Source organism: Frigoribacterium sp. Leaf172 (assembly GCF_001424285.1).
Classification (GTDB): Bacteria; Actinomycetota; Actinomycetes; order Actinomycetales; family Microbacteriaceae; genus Frigoribacterium.
The window spans coordinates 839,570-854,385 of sequence record NZ_LMPB01000002.1 but is presented as its reverse complement, the minus strand read 5'-3'; the positions used below and the strand labels follow the sequence as shown (position 1 = coordinate 854,385).

Here is a 14,816-nt window from a genome sequence, read left to right as displayed (position 1 = left end):
CGCCTCGCAGACGAGCGCGGAGCCGAGGAGGCGCGCGACGGCGCCCCGGGACCGCCCTCAGTCGAGCGCCAGCTTCTTCCGCAGCGACGCCACATGACCCGTCGCCTTCACGTTGTACAGCGGGAGCACGACGGCCCCCTCGCCGTCCACCACGAACGTCGACCGGATGGTGCCGGTGACGATCCGTCCGTAGCTGTTCTTCTCGCCGTACGCCCCGTACGCCTCGTGCACGGTGAGCTCCGGGTCGCTCAGCAGAGGGAAGTTCAAGCCCTGCTCGTCCTTGAACCGGCGCAGCGCCTCCGGAGCATCCTTCGAGACGCCCAGCACCTGATACCCGGCCGACTTCAACGAGTTGATGTTGTCGCGGAAATCGCACGCCTCGGTCGTGCAGCCCGGCGTCGACGCCGCCGGATAGAAGTACACGATCACGTTCCGCCCCGCGAAGTCCGACAACGAGACCGGCGAACCGCTCTCGTCCTCGAGGGTGAACGACGGCGCAGCAGCGCCCTTCTCGAGCTTCGTGGCCATGGTGCTCCGATCTTCGGCGCGCGAAGCGCCCCGGTGTTCAACAGGTGTCAGAACTCATGCTAATGTTGATCCTCGTTGCGGGACTCACCGCAGCACGCACCTCTAGCTCAATTGGCAGAGCAACTGACTCTTAATCAGTGGGTTCTCGGTTCAAGTCCGAGGGGGTGCACGACAAATCGATCCCCCGTGTTCATCATTCGATGAAGCGGGGGATTTGTCGTCGTGCCGGTTTGGTCGGCTGCGCCGACGTGCGGCCTGGGGCCGCGCGGGGTGGGGGTCCTTGCCGCCAGGTCGCTGTTGCCCGGGGGTGACGGCGCTTCGCGCGTCACGGTGCGACGGCGCTTCGCGCGTCACGGTGCGACGGCGCTTCGCGCGTCAGGGGGAGGGCGACGGCGCTTCGCGCGTCAAGCCCTGAGAGCTGTGAGCGAGGAGCGCCTGGATCCCCGGCGCGATGGGGTCGAGTCCGACGAGGACCGAGCCCCACGAGGGGAGACGGGCCTCCGTCACCGCTAGGGGCGGTCCGAGGGGCGGGGGTGCTGGGCGGCTGAATCCCGGCCGGTCACGGGGTAGGGGCCGGTCATGCCCTCGCGGAGGCGCGCCGCGGCGAGGATGCGGTCGCGCTGCAGGTGCCAGCCGAGCATCAGCAGCGGGATGATGACGACCAGCGACATCACCGTGAACGACCCGATCGGCCAGTCGATCGCCATCAGCACCACCACCGCGAGCAGGAACGCCAGCGTCAGGTAGCTCGTGACCGGCGCCCCCGGCAGACGGAACGACGGCTCCTCCGCCTTGCCCTCCTTAGCCCAGCGACGCAGCCGCATCTGACAGAGGATGATCGTGCCCCACGCCGTCAGGATCCCCAACGACGCGATGTTCAGGACGATCTCGAACGCGGCGCTCGCCCCGACGATCGCATTCAGACCCACCCCCAGCAGGGTGATCGACGCCGTCAGGAGGATGCCGCCGAACGGGACACCGCCCTTCGACATCTTCGTCGTGAACTTCGGAGCCGATCCGTTCATCCCCATCGAGTGCAGCACCCGACCGGTCGAGTACAACCCGGCGTTCAGGCTCGACAGCGCCGCCGTCACGACGACGAAGTTCATGATCGACCCCGCGATGCGGCCGACCTCGGGGCTCCCGATGCTGCTGAAGAACGTGACGAACGGGCTCTCGCCCTCGGCGTAGGCGGTGTACGGCAGCAGCAGAGACAGCAGCACCAGCGAACCGACGTAGAAGACCGCGATCCGGAGGATGACCGTGTTGATCGCCCTCGGCACCACCTTCTCCGGGTTCTCGGTCTCGCCCGACGCCGTGCCCACCAGCTCGATCGCGGCGTACGCGAAGACGACGCCCTGCACGACCAGCACCGCCGGCAGCAGCCCGCTCGGGAGGATCCCGCTCGAGGCCACGACCGACCAGCCCGTGTCGACCGTCGCGCCGTCGTGCGTCACCGGGAACGCCGCGGCCAGCCAGACGACCCCGACCACCAGGAACACCACGAGCGCCGCGACCTTGACGATCGCGAACCAGAACTCCATCTCGCCGAAGACCTTCACCGCCAGCAGGTTCACCGACAGCACGACGGCCAGGGCCACGAGGGCCAGCAGCCACTCCGGGGCGGCCGTGAAGGCCTTCCAGTACTGCAGGTAGAGGGCCACGGCGGTGACGTCGACGATCGCCGTCATCGCCCAGTTCAGGAAGTACATCCAGCCCGCCGCGTAGGCGAACTTCTCCCCGTAGAACTCCCGGGCGTACGAGACGAAGGATCCCGAGGAGGGGCGGTGAAGCACCAGCTCGCCGAGCGCGCGCAGGATGAAGAACGCGAACACGCCGCAGATCGCGAAGACGATCGCGAGAGAGGGCCCCGCCGTCGCCAGCCGCCCGCCGGCGCCGAGGAACAACCCCGTCCCGATGGCGCCGCCGATGGCGATCATCTGCAGCTGCCGGGGCTTGAGGCCGTGCTGGAAACCCTCCTGCTCGTGGCTGAAGTCCTGGGGGACGGTGTCCGGGTGCGCGGCCGAGCCGCGGTCTCCGTCAGATGCGCTCATGCCGAGAGGGTAGGCCCGAGTCTGCAGTTCGTGCACATCGAGCGGTCGGCATGTCGGGGGACCTGCGCTCCGCGGACGACGGCCCTCGAAGGTGCACGGCGTGTAACGAAAAGGCCACGATGTCGATGCCCATGAACACGGCGATCGGAGGGGATCGGGGTACACGTCCGGTCCCTCCGGAGGGGGGTGCGGATTGGGATGGACGACACATGTTCGCTACGGTCGTCGAGGCCCGCTCCGGTGGGCCCGTCATCATCAGGACGCGATGATCGGCGGTCCGGCAGTCTCGGATCCCGATCCCCGTACGGTCTGGTGGCGTCGGTGCCGGTCCCATGACCGCACCAGCGGGGTACAGGTTCGCATCCAGGATCACGATGCTTGAGCCAGCACGTCCCGCATGCGCCGTCGACCCGTCCGCCCGACCAGAACGCCGCCGACGGCGCGCCTGCCCGAGCGGAAGGCGTTCCCCGGCGTGCCCGCGGAGAGCCCATGACAACGACACCACCCGCCGTGCGTGCGAAGAACCTCTACAAGGTCTTCGGTCGCCGACCCCGAGAGGCGGTCACCCGACTCGAGTCCGGTGCCAGCCGCACCGAGGCCTCGGCCCTCGGCACCGCGGCCGTCATCGACGCGTCCTTCGACGTCCAGCCCGGCGAGATCTTCGTCGTCATGGGGCTCTCGGGCAGCGGCAAGTCCACGCTGATCCGGATGCTCAACGGGCTGCTCGAGCCCACCTCCGGGTCGGTCGAGGTGTCGGGCACCTCGATCTCCGACGTCCCGGCCAAGCGGCTGCGCGACGTCCGGCGTCAGCACGTGTCGATGGTGTTCCAGCACTTCGCCCTGCTCCCGCACCGCACCGTCATCGACAACGTCGCCTACGGCCTCGAGGTCCAGGGCGTGGCGAAGGCGAAGCGGCTGGCGAAGGCGCGGGAGGTCACCGAGATCGTCGGTCTCGCCGGGTGGGAGGACAAGCTCCCGAGCGAGCTCTCCGGCGGCATGCAGCAGCGCGTGGGCCTGGCCCGAGCGCTCGCGGCCGAGACCGACATCCTGCTGATGGACGAGGCGTTCAGCGCCCTCGATCCGCTCATCCGCCGCGAGATGCAGGAGCAGCTGCTCGAGCTCCAGGCGAAGCTCGGCAAGACCATCGTCTTCATCACGCACGACCTCAACGAGGCGATGTTCCTCGGTGATCGCATCGCCGTCATGCGCGACGGCCGCATCGTGCAGATCGGCACGCCGGAGGACATCCTCACCGACCCGGCCAACGACTACGTCGCCCAGTTCGTCCAGGACGTCGACCGCGCCCGCGTGCTGACGGCCTCGAGCGTCATGGAGCCGGCCCGTGCGGTCGTGCAGCTGACCGCCGGGCCCCGCGGAGCCCTGCGCACCCTCCGGGACCTGCAGACGGCCGCCCTGTTCGTCCTCGGCCGCGACCGCCGGCTGCTGGGCTGGGTGCGCGACCGGCACGTCATGCGTCAGGTCAAGTCGAACGACACCGATCTCGAGGCCATCGTCACCACCGAGTTCGCCAAGGTCGGCCCCGACGCCGCCCTCGTCGACCTCTTCGAACTCGCCGTCGAGAGCCCGCTGCCCATCGCCGTGGTCGACGACCACGACCGCCTCATCGGCGTCATCCCGCGGGTCACGCTCCTCGCGGCCCTCGGCAACGTCGACACGACGACCTCGCCGATCCCCGTGCTCGAACCGGTCACCCGCTACTCCGAGAGCGAGCTGGACGCCACCCTCGCGACCGGGGAGACCCCCGTCGCCGCCACCGAAGGAGCCACCCGATGAACGAGATCCTCCGCATCCCCTTCGGCAGCTGGGTCTCGGCCGTCGTCGACTGGATCACCACGCACCTCGGCGGCCTGTTCGACGTCGTGCGCGCCGTCTTCCTCTTCTTCTACGAGTGGACCGAGTACCTCCTCAGCGCGCCTCCGTTCTGGGCGATCGTGCTCGTCGTGGCCGCGCTCGCGTTCGTCGCCCGGGGGTGGAGGTTCGCCCTCGGGTCGGCCGTCGGCCTCCTGCTGATCAGCTCGGTCAACCAGTGGGAGAACGCCATGTCCACGCTGGCGCTCGTGCTGGTCGCCGGAGTCATCGCGATCGCCGTCAGCATCCCGCTGGGCGTCCTCGCCGCGAAGTCGTCGATCGCCTCGCAGATCATCCGACCGGTGCTCGACTTCATGCAGACCACGCCCGCCTTCGTCTACCTGATCCCCGCGCTGCTGCTGTTCCGCGTCGGCGTGGTCCCCGGCATCGTCGCCACGATCGTCTTCGCGATGGCGCCCGGCGTCCGGCTCACCGAGCTCGGCATCCGCGGGGTCGACACCGAGGTGGTCGAGGCCGGCCAGGCCTTCGGCTCGTCGCCCTGGCGCATCCTGCGTCAGATCCAGCTGCCGCTGGCGAAGCCGAGCATCATGGCCGGGGTCAACCAGGTCATCATGCTCTCGCTCTCCATGGTCGTCATCGCGGGCATGGTCGGAGCCGGCGGACTCGGCGGCGACATCGTCGCGAGCCTCAACCGGATCGACGTCGCCCTCGGCGCCGAGGCGGGCATCTCGGTCGTCGTCCTCGCCATCATCCTCGACCGCATGACGGCCGCCCTCGGCGCCGACCGTCGCGCACGGCGCCGGCCGTCCCGCATCGCCCGCGGGTCCGATGACGCGGTCCCGGAATCCGGTCCGACCGGCGCGTCCGCCGACGCCTCGCCGTCCGAGTCCCCGCTGCCCGACGCGCCCGCCCCCGATCGGACGCCGGCGTCCGTCTAGACCCCGACGGGGCGACCGGAGTCATCAGGTCGGCCCGCACCTCCCGCACCACCCGAAAGGATCACATGAACAAGCGCACCACCATCGCAGCCTCCGTCGCCCTCGGCACCTCCGCCGTCCTCGGCCTCGCCGCCTGCTCGCCCCCCGGCAGCTCGACGGAGAGCGAGACCCTCGACAACGGCGACCAGAGCGTCGTCGACATCGCGGTCTTCAACGGCTGGGACGAGGGCATCGCCGCCTCCTGGCTCTGGAAGTCCGTGCTCGAGGAGGAGGGCTACACGGTCAATCTGAAGATGGCCGACGTCGCACCGGTCTACCAGGGCCTCACGACCGATGACTACGACGTGGTCCTCGACACCTGGCTGCCCGTCACGCACAAGGAGTACATCGACCAGTTCGGCGACGACCTCACCGACCTCGGCGCCTGGAACGACGGCGCGAAGCTCGCCATCGCGGTCAACGCCGACGCCCCGATCGACTCGATCGAGGAGCTGAACGAGAACGCCGACCTGTTCGGCGGCACGATCGTCGGCATCGAGCCGGCCGCCGGCCTGACCTCGGCCGTCGAGAACGCGACGATCCCCGACTACGGCATCGACGACCTGACCCTCCAGACGTCGTCGACCGCCGCGATGCTCACCGAGCTGAAGAGCGCCACGGACTCGGGCGAGAACATCGCCGTCACGCTGTGGAGCCCGCACTGGGCGTACGACGCGTTCCCGATCAAGGACCTCGAGGACCCGAAGGGCACGCTCGGCGACGCCGAGGGCATCCACTCGTTCGGCGGCAAGAGCTTCACGGCCGACTACCCGCAGTTCGCCGAGTGGCTCGAGGGCTTCGAGATGGACAACGACCGCCTCTCGTCGCTCGAGAACGCCATGTTCAACAGCGGCGTCGACGGGAGCGACTACACCGAGGTCGTCGAGGCGTGGGTCGCCGACAACCAGGACTACGTCGACGGCCTCACCAGCTGACGGATCGGCTGCGGCCGACCGCAGGGCCCCGGGCGACGTCGTCCCCGGGGCCCTGCGGCATGCCGGCGTATCCCCAGCCGACGGGCGGGCGACCCACAGTGAATCGGCAGGACGTGGCCGAGGAGGCGCGACTAGCGTCGAGCACGTCGCATTCCGATCCCGCGACGGCACCACCACCCCGGACACCCCGGGGAACAGCACGAGAGGCACCACCCGTGAGCATCACCAGCATCGACGCCGTCCGCCGCAACGCCCGGGTCAGCACCCGGACGATCGCAGCCGACCTGGTGCAGGTGTCGACCCCCGACCGCGTGCTCGGCCACATCCGCGTCGAGAACGGCGCGTACGTCGCCGTCCGCGGATCGAACCCGCACTGGGGCGACGAGGTCGGCCGCTACGCCACGCAGGGCATGGCCCTCGAGGCTCTGCGCCTGCGCAAGCGCTCCGTCTGACGGCACCGCGTCGGGCTGCCGTCCCCCGGGCGGTCGGCCGGCCCTCCGACCGGGTGGACCCGCCGCGGGCTCAGGGTCCGACGGAGGCGAGGAACGACCGCAGGCTGCGATCGATCTCGACCCGCGCCTCCTCGTCCGTCAGCGTCGCGGTCCCGTCGCCCGCCTGATCGCCGTAGGCGCCGAACTGCGCGTGGTTCGACCCCTCGATCTGCACGATGGAGGCATCGGGCGGCAGCTGGTCGCGGTACCGCTCGATGTCGTCGGGCGTGCTGAGGCCGTCCTCGCTGCCGCCGAGGCTGAGCACGGGCAGGTCGGTCTCGTCGGAGAGATCGGTGGTCGCGCAGTAGGAGCCGAAGAGCACGAGACCGTCGACGCGCGGGTCGCTCTCGGCGTAGCCGCAGGCGCGGACGCCACCGAGCGAATGACCGCCGACGGCCCAGCGCGAGATCTCGGGCGCCTCCGATGTGAAGTCGGTGAGGGCCCGCCAGTCGAAGAGGCCGAAGCCGAGCACCGGTCGGACGATGATCACGGTGACCCCGGAGCGCACGGCCCCCGAGAGCACCTCCTCGTACGCCTGCGGGTCGACGCGCGCGCCGGCGAGGAAGACGAGGCCCTGGTCCCGCGGCGTCGTGTCGGCCGGACGCATGACGACCGTGTCGGGGCGGTCCGTCACGTCGACGGCGGTGTCCTCGGCCACGGCGGCGACCGAGGAGGCGGTGGCCGCCATGGGCAGCTTGGCCCACGTGAAGAAGCCGGTCGCGCCGAGCACCACCGCGGCGAACAGCACCGAGGCCACGATCTTGACGATGCGTCGCGACCGCGACCCACGGTGGAGTGCGGGCACCCGTGTGGCGGGCTCGTGACGGGAAGCTGTGCGTTGTCTCACGGTTCCCATCCTGGCCGATCGGCGGTCGTGCTCGCTGAGGATGTCCGCCAGGCTGGTCCGATGCCTTGGATCGCACCCGTCGTCGCCGTCGTCTCGGCCGTCGTCCTCACCTTCGTCGTCTCGGCCCTCGTCGGCTGGGTCTTCTCGTTCGTCGCCCGTCGGAAGACCTGGGCGGTGGACTTCGTGACCCGCATGCGCCGCCCGTTCCGGTGGTCCCTCCTCGTCGTGCTGCTCACCATCGCCCTGTCGACCACGCTGCCCCGCAGCCTCGGCGCCGACTACCCCGGCGACGAGGCGGTGTCCCAGGTGTTCCGCTGCGCCATCATCGTCGTCGTCGCCTGGTTCGTCGGGGCCCTCGCGATCTTCTTCGAGGATCTCGGTCTCTCGCGCTACCGGGTCGACACCCCCGACAACAGGGTGGCGAGGCGGGTGCGCACGCAGGTGCTGATCCTCCGACGACTGACCGTCGCCCTCATCGTCATCGTCGCGGCGGGCGCTCTGCTGCTGGGGTTCCCCGGGGTCGAGGCCGTCGGGGCCAGCGTGCTGGCCAGCGCCGGTCTGGTGTCGGTCGTCGCCGGTCTCGCGGCCCAGTCGACCCTCGCCAACGTGTTCGCCGGCATCCAGCTCGCCTTCAGCGACGCGATCCGCATCGACGACGTCGTGGTCGTCGAGGGGCAGTGGGGTCTCATCGAGGAGATCACCCTCTCGTACGTCGTCGTCCACATCTGGGACGACCGGCGCCTCGTCCTGCCGTCGACCTACTTCACGACGACGCCCTTCGAGAACTGGACCCGCCGCAACAGCGAGCTGCTCGGCGCCGTCGAGTTCGATCTCGACTGGCGGGTGCAGCCCGGCGACATGCGCGCCGAACTCGATCGCATCCTCGAGCGGACCGATCTCTGGGACGGCCGGGTCAAGGTGCTCCAGGTCACCGACGCGACGGGCGGGTACGTGCGGGTGCGGGTGCTCGTCACGGCGAAGGACGCCCCGACGCTGTTCGACCTGCGCTGCCTCGTCCGCGAGGACCTCATCTCCTGGCTGCACGAATCGAGTCCGGTCTCGATCCCGAGGGCCAGGGTGCAGATGATCGCCGACGAGCCCGCGGTCTCGGGACGACCGCGCCGGTCGACGTCCGAGGCGGGAGGGCTCTTCAGCGGCGAGAACGCCGACAGCGAGCGGACGGCCCTGTTCACCTCGGCCATCCCCGTCCAGAGCCCGGACGACGGCGGTCGTCCCGACGGCCGCCCCGTCGCCCGACCGGACCGCTGACCCGCGATCCCGGGGGAGACGCGAAGGAGGCGCGTCCCGGTCGTCGGGACGCGCCTCCGTCGTGTTCCGCTCGGGTCAGTCGTCGTTGGCGGCGTCGACGACGTTGCCGATGGCGATGGCCGTCGTCGCCACCCAGGCGACGGCGGTCAGCAGCAGCCGCCAGTCGCGAGGACCGGCCGTGAGGCTCTTCAGGAGGCTGACGCCCGAGAAGATCGAGCTGAGGATGGCTCCGTTGAAAAGGAATTTGCGCACTGTTCGCTCCCGTGTTCGTTGTGATCACGCTATCCGCTGCGAGCAGCGCTGTCCGGAGGTCGGGCCGGCGGTTGTAGGTTGAGCTGCCCGCCGGTCGGACGGGCCGCCTCGTCGATCGCGAAGGAGTCCCTGTGCGCACAGCCGTGCTCGGCGCCGTGTTCCTCGCCGTGGGGCTCGTCGCGTTCCTGACGGGGGTCCTGACGGGCCCCGAGCTCGTGGTCCTCGTCGAGCGGGTCGCCCCGGTCCTCGGCTTCGTGGTCGCCCTGACGATCGTCGCCGAGCTCGCGGCCGAGGCGGGGCTCTTCGCCTGGCTGGCGCGCACCTGCTCGCGGTTCGCCGGGGGGCGCGTCGTCGTGCTGTGGCTCCTGGTCGTCGTGCTGGCCGTCCTCTGCACGGTGTTCCTCTCGCTCGACACGACGGCCGTCCTGCTGACGCCCGTCGTCGTGCTCGTGGCGCGCCACGCCGGTCTGCCGGTGATGCCGTTCGCCCTGACGACGGTCTGGCTCGCCAACTGCGCGTCGATGCTCCTCCCGGTGTCGAATCTCACGAACCTGCTCGCCCTGGGTCAGCTCGGCTCGCCCGCCCCGCTCGCCTTCGCGGCGCTGGTCGCGCCTGCGGCGGCCGTCGGGATCGTCGTGCCCGTCGCGGCCATCGGCGTCCGATACCGCCGTCAGCTCGCCGGGCGGTTCGCGCCTCCCGAGCCCGACGAGGCCGACGACCCCGTGCTGTTCCGCGTCGCCGCCCTCGTCACGGCGCTGCTGGTGCCCGCCCTCGTGTCGGGCGTCGAGGTCTGGATCCCCGCGGCCGTCGCCGCGGCCGTCCTCGTCGTCGCGTTCGCCGTGCGCCGCCCGGCGGTCCTCAGACCGGGCATGGTGCCGTGGAGCACGCTGCTGTTCGCCGGCGGTCTGTTCGTCGTCGTCGAGGCGGCGCACTCGCTCGGTCTCGCCGATCTGCTCGGCTCGGTCGTCGGGGGAGGGGACTCGCTGCCCGACCTGCTCCGACTCGCCGGGGGCGGGGCCGCGGCGGCCAACCTGGCGAACAACCTCCCGGCCTATCTGGCGCTCGAGCCCGTCGCCGGATCCCCGCTGCGTCTCGTGGCTCTGCTGATCGGGGTCAACATCGGCTGTCTCGTGACGCCGTGGGCCTCGCTCGCCACGCTGCTCTGGCACTCGCGCCTGACGGCCATGGGCGTCGAGGTCTCGTGGCCGCGCGTCATCCTCGGCGGCCTCGCCGTGGCGGCCGTCGCGGTGCCGCTCGCCATGCTGGCGCTGGTCGTCGTCCCCTAGCCCGGGGTCCCGGCGCGACGAGGGTCAGAGCCAGTCGCGCCGTCTGAACTGCCACCACAGGAGACCGCCGATCGCGACGATCAGCACGCACGACGTGATGAAGCCGGTCGTCGACTGGAACCCCGGGTACGGCACGTTCTGGCCGTAGAAGCCGGTGATGGCCGTCGGCACGGCGATGATGGCCGCCCAGCTGGTCACCTTCTTCATGATGAGGTTCATCCGGTTGGACTGCAGATTGAGGTTCGTGTCGAGGATCGTCGAGACGAGATCCCGGAGCGAGTCGTTCTGCTCGGCCACCCGCTGCACGTGGTCGTACACGTCGTGGAAGTAGGGCTGCATCTCGGAGTCCACCTGCTTGAGGTCCCTCCGCAGCAGGGTGTTGAGCACCTCGCGCATCGGGGACGCAACCCGGCGCAGCTGCACGAGGCTCTTGCGCAAGGCGAACGACCGCTTCTGCACGTCCACCGTGCGCGGGCGGGGGTCGAAGAGGTCGTCGGCTATGCCCTCGATCTCGTCGTCGAGGGCGTCCGTCGCCTCGAAGTGCCGGTCGACGATGCAGTCCAGCAGGCCCCACAGCAGGAAGGTCACGCCGTGCTCGGCGAGATCCGAGCTGTCGTCGAACACGCGCTCGAGTCGGGCCCGGTCGAACTCGGGGTGATGGATGGTCACGAGAGCCCGCTCCGTGACGAAGGCCTTCACCTCGCTGGTGGTCAGCACGCCGGTCCTCCGGTCGAAGCGCACGTCGTAGAGGGCGGTGAACAGGTGCCCCTCGTACCGGTCGATCTTGGGCCGCTGACCGTCCTGCAGGGCGTCCTCGACGGCGAGCTCGTGCAGCCCGAGCTCCTCCTCGAGCGCAGCGAGATCGGCGGCCGTGGGGTCGGTCAGGTCGACCCAGACGACGCAGCCGTCCTTCTCGAGATGATCGCTGACCTCGGCGAGCGTGAAGCCCTCCGAGATGAGGCGCCCTCCCCGGTAGGCGCGGGTCGAGACGGGAGCGCCGCTCGGCCCTCGGACCCGTCCGGCGGGGCCCTCCCCATCGCCGGGGTCGGGTTCGGTGCGCGCGGGGCGGGTGTCGGTCATGAGGCGCATGCTAATCCCGTGAGCCTCCATTCCAAGCAGCGCGTCGACGCCCCTCCCGGATTCTTCGAGGCCGAGGCGGCGGGCCTCGGCTGGCTGGCCGCGGCGGAGAGCCGAGGAGGCGCGCGCATCGTGGGCCTGCACGCGGTCTCCCCGGGTCGCATCGACCTCGAGGCCGTGTCGACCGCGCGTCCGACCGCGGAGGCCGCCCGGCGCTTCGGTGCGGCGCTCGCCGTGACCCACGCGACCGGCGCGGACGCCTTCGGTGCGCCTCCCGAGGGGTACGACGGTCCGTGCTTCATCGGCCGCCGACCGATGTCGGTGCGGCCGGCCCCGACCTGGGGTGCCTTCTCCGCCGAGCAGCGGGTGCTGCCCTACGCCGTCGCGGCGCTGGACGCGGGCAACCTCGACCGGTCGGGTCTCGACGTCGTCGAACGGGCCTGCGCGCTGCTCGCCGAGGGCGTGTTCGACGACGACGAGCCTCCGGCCCGGCTGCACGGCGACCTGTGGTCCGGCAACGTGCTCTTCGGCGCCGGGGGAGTGGTGCTGATCGACCCGGCGGCGCACGGCGGGCACCGCGAGTCGGACCTCGCGATGCTCGCGCTCTTCGGCTGCCCGTTCCTCGACGACGTGCTCGGGGCCTACGACGAGCGCGCACCGCTGCGCGACGGATGGCGCGACCGGGTGGCCGTGCATCAGCTGCATCCCCTCGCCGTGCACGCGGCCGGTCACGGCCCCGGCTACGGCGCGGCGCTCGTCTCGGCGGCCGACGAGACCCTCCGGCTGGGGTACGACCTCCGGGGCGCCGCCCGGGCCCGCTGATAATCTGGCCGTCCCGCGCCCGTGCGGGTGATCCGACAGGAGCTGACCCACCTCATGCCCGACCCCTCCGAACGTTACGGCTTCGTCGTCGTCTCCAACCGCCTCCCCGTCGACCGCGTGATCGCCGACGACGGCAGCGCCTCGTGGCAGCACTCGCCCGGCGGGCTCGTCACCGCCCTCGAGCCGGTCATGAAGGCCAACGACGGCGCCTGGGTCGGCTGGGCCGGGCAGCCCGATCTCGAGTTCGACCCGTTCGACGACGACGGCATCTCGATCGTCCCGGTGCCGCTCAGCGCCGAAGAGGTGCAGCGGTACTACGAGGGGTTCAGCAACGACACGCTGTGGCCGCTCTACCACGACGTGATCGCCGCCCCCACGTACCACCGCGTCTGGTGGGAGGCCTACGTGCAGGTCAACCAGCGCTTCGCCGATCGCGCCGCCGAGATCACCGAGGAGGGCGGCACCATCTGGGTGCAGGACTACCAGCTCCAGCTCGTCCCGCGGATGCTCCGCGAGGCCCGCCCCGACCTCACGATCGGCTTCTTCAACCACATCCCCTTCCCGCCTCTCGGCATCTTCTCGCAGCTGCCGTGGCGCAAGCAGATCCTCGAGGGGCTGCTGGGCGCCGACGTCATCGGGTTCCAGCGCGCCGACGACGCCTCGAACTTCTCCCGCGCCGTCCGCCACCTCCTCGGCTACGGCACGACGCGTCCCTACGTCGAGGTGCCCGTCGACGACGAGAGCGCATCGGTCTCGAAGCGCGGCAAGAAGGTGCGCCGTGTGCTGGCCAAGCACTTCCCCATCTCGATCGACGCGGCGAGCTACGAGGAGCTGGCGGCGCGCCCCGACATCCAGGCCCGGGCGCGCGAGATCCGAGAGGGCCTCGGCAACCCCAAGACCGTCATGCTCGGCGTCGACCGTCTCGACTACACCAAGGGCATCCGCCACCGCATGAAGGCGTTCGGCGAGCTGCTGGCCGACGGTCGTCTCAGCGTCGAGGACGCCACGCTCGTGCAGGTCGCCAGCCCGAGCCGCGAACGCGTCGAGACGTACAAGCAGCTCCGCGACGAGATCGAGCTCACGGTCGGACGCGTGAACGGCGACTACGCGACCATGAGCCACACGGCCATCAGCTACCACCACCACGGCTACCCCCGCGAAGAGATGGTCGCGCTGTACCTCGCCGCCGACGTGATGCTGGTCACCGCGCTCCGCGACGGCATGAACCTCGTCGCGAAAGAGTACGTCGCGGTCCGCCGCGACAACGACGGCGTGCTCGTGCTCAGCGAGTTCGCGGGTGCCGCCGACGAGCTCAAGACGGCCCTGCTGATCAACCCGCACGACATCGGCGGGTTGAAGAACACCATCATGAGGGCGATCGAGATGCCGAGGAGGGACCGCACGACGCGCATGCGTGCCCTGCGTCGGCGAGTGCTCGACAACGACGTGGCCAAGTGGTCGGCGTCGTTCCTCCAGGCGCTCGAGAACGTGCGACCCGGGCAGCAGATCACCCCCGCGGACACCGAGACCACCGACGAGAGCGAAGCCGAATGACCTCAGACGACCCCCGCGCCCTGTCCGACGCCCTCGGACGCCTCGCGACGACCCCGCGCCTCCTCGTGGCCCTCGACTTCGACGGCACGCTGGCGCCCGAGGTCGACGCTCCGATGGCCGCCCGCGCTCTACCCGAGGCCCTGACGGCGATCGCCCGGCTGTCGGCGGCCGAGGCCACGACCGTGGCCCTGGTCTCGGGGCGCGACCTGGCGTCGCTGAGCGAGATCAGCGAGACGGCCGACGAGGTCCTCCTGGTCGGCTCGCACGGCGTGGAGCTCCGCATGGCGGGCCACGAGACGAGTCTCACCGACGACGAGGCGGCCGCTCGTGCGCGCCTCTCCGAGGCGGTCCACGCGGCCGCCGAGGGCCACGACGGCGTCTTCGTCGAAGAGAAGCCCGCGGGTCTGGCGCTGCACACGCGCCTCGCCGACGCCACGACGACCGAGACGGTCCTGTCGGAGGCGCGGCGCACCGTCGGCGCCCTCGAGGGCATCCACGAGCGAACCGGCAAGAACGTCCTCGAGTTCGCCGTCAGAGCCACGGGCAAGAACGACGGCATCGACCGCCTCCGCGAGATCGTCGGCGCCACGGGCGTCCTCTACGCCGGCGACGACGTGACCGACGAGGACGGCTTCGCCGCCCTCGGCGAGGGCGACCTGGCGGTCAAGGTCGGTCCGGGCGAGTCGGTGGCCGGTCACCGCGTGGCCGACCCGGCGGCGATCGCGCGCCTCCTCGGCGAGCTGGCCGATCTGCGGGAGCACCTGGGGCATTCCTGACGGAGCATGTGTCCCGGGGCGTCTGACCGATCTGGGCCTTCCCAGGCGACTGCAAGGTAGTCTGGACCCTCCGCCCGACTCCCCGCGCCCGCTCATCCGATCGGCAGACGAGGTCGCC

At 70.6% G+C, this 14,816-nt stretch carries 14 protein-coding genes and 1 tRNA gene; 10 read left to right on the top strand and 5 right to left on the bottom strand.

Features of this window, described 5'->3' with window-relative positions; all coding sequences use genetic code 11:
• Window positions 1-57: 57 nt before the first annotated feature.
• Window positions 58-528, bottom strand: a complete 471-nt coding sequence (bcp, locus tag ASF89_RS10255) for a thioredoxin-dependent thiol peroxidase (RefSeq protein WP_055796243.1) — start codon at window positions 526-528, stop codon at window positions 58-60.
• Window positions 529-624: 96 nt separating this feature from the next.
• Here bcp and ASF89_RS10250 point away from each other — a divergent pair.
• Window positions 625-697, top strand: a tRNA-Lys gene (locus ASF89_RS10250).
• 340 nt (window positions 698-1,037) lie between these two features.
• On the opposite strand, the gene ASF89_RS10245 is transcribed toward ASF89_RS10250, so the two are convergent.
• Window positions 1,038-2,582, bottom strand: coding sequence for an amino acid permease (locus ASF89_RS10245; RefSeq protein WP_055798272.1), 1,545 nt, complete (start codon window positions 2,580-2,582; stop codon window positions 1,038-1,040).
• A gap of 489 nt (window positions 2,583-3,071) precedes the next feature.
• Between ASF89_RS10245 and ASF89_RS10240 the strand changes: the two genes are divergently transcribed.
• From ASF89_RS10240 to ASF89_RS10225, 4 genes are all read left to right on the top strand, one after another.
• Entirely contained in the window at window positions 3,072-4,376 is a 1,305-nt protein-coding gene (locus tag ASF89_RS10240; RefSeq protein ID WP_055796245.1) for a glycine betaine/L-proline ABC transporter ATP-binding protein, read from the top strand.
• Window positions 4,373-5,350, top strand: a complete 978-nt coding sequence (locus tag ASF89_RS10235; protein ID WP_055814319.1) for a proline/glycine betaine ABC transporter permease — start codon at window positions 4,373-4,375, stop codon at window positions 5,348-5,350. The genes ASF89_RS10240 and ASF89_RS10235 overlap by 4 nt, the downstream gene beginning before the upstream one ends.
• Window positions 5,351-5,415: 65 nt before the next feature.
• A complete protein-coding gene (locus ASF89_RS10230; RefSeq protein WP_055796252.1) occupies window positions 5,416-6,324 on the top strand; it encodes a glycine betaine ABC transporter substrate-binding protein in 909 nt (302 codons plus the stop codon).
• Window positions 6,325-6,539: 215 nt separating this feature from the next.
• Window positions 6,540-6,776: a hypothetical protein gene (locus tag ASF89_RS10225; RefSeq protein ID WP_055796256.1), complete on the top strand. Its 237-nt coding sequence runs from the start codon at window positions 6,540-6,542 to the stop codon at window positions 6,774-6,776.
• A 70-nt stretch (window positions 6,777-6,846) separates the two neighbouring features.
• Here the strand turns inward: ASF89_RS10225 and ASF89_RS10220 are convergent, their stop codons facing one another.
• On the bottom strand, window positions 6,847-7,662 hold the full coding sequence (locus ASF89_RS10220; RefSeq protein ID WP_235484072.1) for an alpha/beta hydrolase: 816 nt from the start codon (window positions 7,660-7,662) through the stop codon (window positions 6,847-6,849).
• Between the two features lie 60 nt (window positions 7,663-7,722).
• Between ASF89_RS10220 and ASF89_RS10215 the strand changes: the two genes are divergently transcribed.
• Window positions 7,723-8,931 (top strand): mechanosensitive ion channel family protein, encoded by a 1,209-nt coding sequence (locus ASF89_RS10215; RefSeq protein ID WP_055814315.1) that lies wholly within the window; start codon window positions 7,723-7,725, stop codon window positions 8,929-8,931.
• A 75-nt stretch (window positions 8,932-9,006) separates the two neighbouring features.
• Here ASF89_RS10215 and ASF89_RS15950 read toward each other — a convergent pair whose 3' ends face one another.
• On the bottom strand, window positions 9,007-9,183 hold the full coding sequence (locus tag ASF89_RS15950; protein WP_200913438.1) for a hypothetical protein: 177 nt from the start codon (window positions 9,181-9,183) through the stop codon (window positions 9,007-9,009).
• A gap of 131 nt (window positions 9,184-9,314) precedes the next feature.
• Here ASF89_RS15950 and ASF89_RS10210 point away from each other — a divergent pair, with 131 nt between their 5' ends.
• Window positions 9,315-10,469, top strand: coding sequence for an SLC13 family permease (locus tag ASF89_RS10210; RefSeq protein WP_055814312.1), 1,155 nt, complete (start codon window positions 9,315-9,317; stop codon window positions 10,467-10,469).
• 24 nt (window positions 10,470-10,493) lie between these two features.
• On the opposite strand, the gene ASF89_RS16115 is transcribed toward ASF89_RS10210, so the two are convergent.
• Window positions 10,494-11,549 carry a magnesium transporter CorA family protein gene (locus ASF89_RS16115; protein WP_235476398.1) on the bottom strand — a complete coding sequence of 352 codons (1,056 nt, stop codon included), beginning with the start codon at window positions 11,547-11,549 and terminating at the stop codon, window positions 10,494-10,496.
• Between the two features lie 18 nt (window positions 11,550-11,567).
• Here ASF89_RS16115 and ASF89_RS10200 point away from each other — a divergent pair, with 18 nt between their 5' ends.
• Genes ASF89_RS10200 through otsB form a run of 3 tightly spaced genes read left to right on the top strand, consistent with a single transcriptional unit; the run spans window position 11,568 to window position 14,698 of the window.
• Window positions 11,568-12,368, top strand: a complete 801-nt coding sequence (locus ASF89_RS10200) for a fructosamine kinase family protein (protein ID WP_055814309.1) — start codon at window positions 11,568-11,570, stop codon at window positions 12,366-12,368.
• 54 nt (window positions 12,369-12,422) lie between these two features.
• Complete coding sequence (gene otsA / locus ASF89_RS10195) at window positions 12,423-13,922, top strand: alpha,alpha-trehalose-phosphate synthase (UDP-forming) (protein ID WP_055814911.1); 1,500 nt, start codon at window positions 12,423-12,425, stop codon at window positions 13,920-13,922.
• On the top strand, window positions 13,919-14,698 hold the full coding sequence (gene otsB, locus ASF89_RS10190) for a trehalose-phosphatase (RefSeq protein ID WP_055814306.1): 780 nt from the start codon (window positions 13,919-13,921) through the stop codon (window positions 14,696-14,698). The genes otsA and otsB overlap by 4 nt, the downstream gene beginning before the upstream one ends.
• Window positions 14,699-14,816: the final 118 nt, after the last annotated feature.

What these genes read in the sequence shown, in the direction of transcription:
- bcp (WP_055796243.1), bottom strand. Translation starts at nt 528, where the DNA reads ATGGCCACGAAGCTCGAGAAGGGCGCTGCTGCGCCGTCGTTCACCCTC.
- ASF89_RS10245 (WP_055798272.1), bottom strand. Translation starts at nt 2,582, where the DNA reads ATGAGCGCATCTGACGGAGACCGCGGCTCGGCCGCGCACCCGGACACC.
- ASF89_RS10240 (WP_055796245.1), top strand. Translation starts at nt 3,072, where the DNA reads ATGACAACGACACCACCCGCCGTGCGTGCGAAGAACCTCTACAAGGTC.
- ASF89_RS10235 (WP_055814319.1), top strand. Translation starts at nt 4,373, where the DNA reads ATGAACGAGATCCTCCGCATCCCCTTCGGCAGCTGGGTCTCGGCCGTC.
- ASF89_RS10230 (WP_055796252.1), top strand. Translation starts at nt 5,416, where the DNA reads ATGAACAAGCGCACCACCATCGCAGCCTCCGTCGCCCTCGGCACCTCC.
- ASF89_RS10215 (WP_055814315.1), top strand. Translation starts at nt 7,723, where the DNA reads ATGCCTTGGATCGCACCCGTCGTCGCCGTCGTCTCGGCCGTCGTCCTC.
- ASF89_RS16115 (WP_235476398.1), bottom strand. Translation starts at nt 11,549, where the DNA reads ATGACCGACACCCGCCCCGCGCGCACCGAACCCGACCCCGGCGATGGG.
- otsA (WP_055814911.1), top strand. Translation starts at nt 12,423, where the DNA reads ATGCCCGACCCCTCCGAACGTTACGGCTTCGTCGTCGTCTCCAACCGC.
- otsB (WP_055814306.1), top strand. Translation starts at nt 13,919, where the DNA reads ATGACCTCAGACGACCCCCGCGCCCTGTCCGACGCCCTCGGACGCCTC.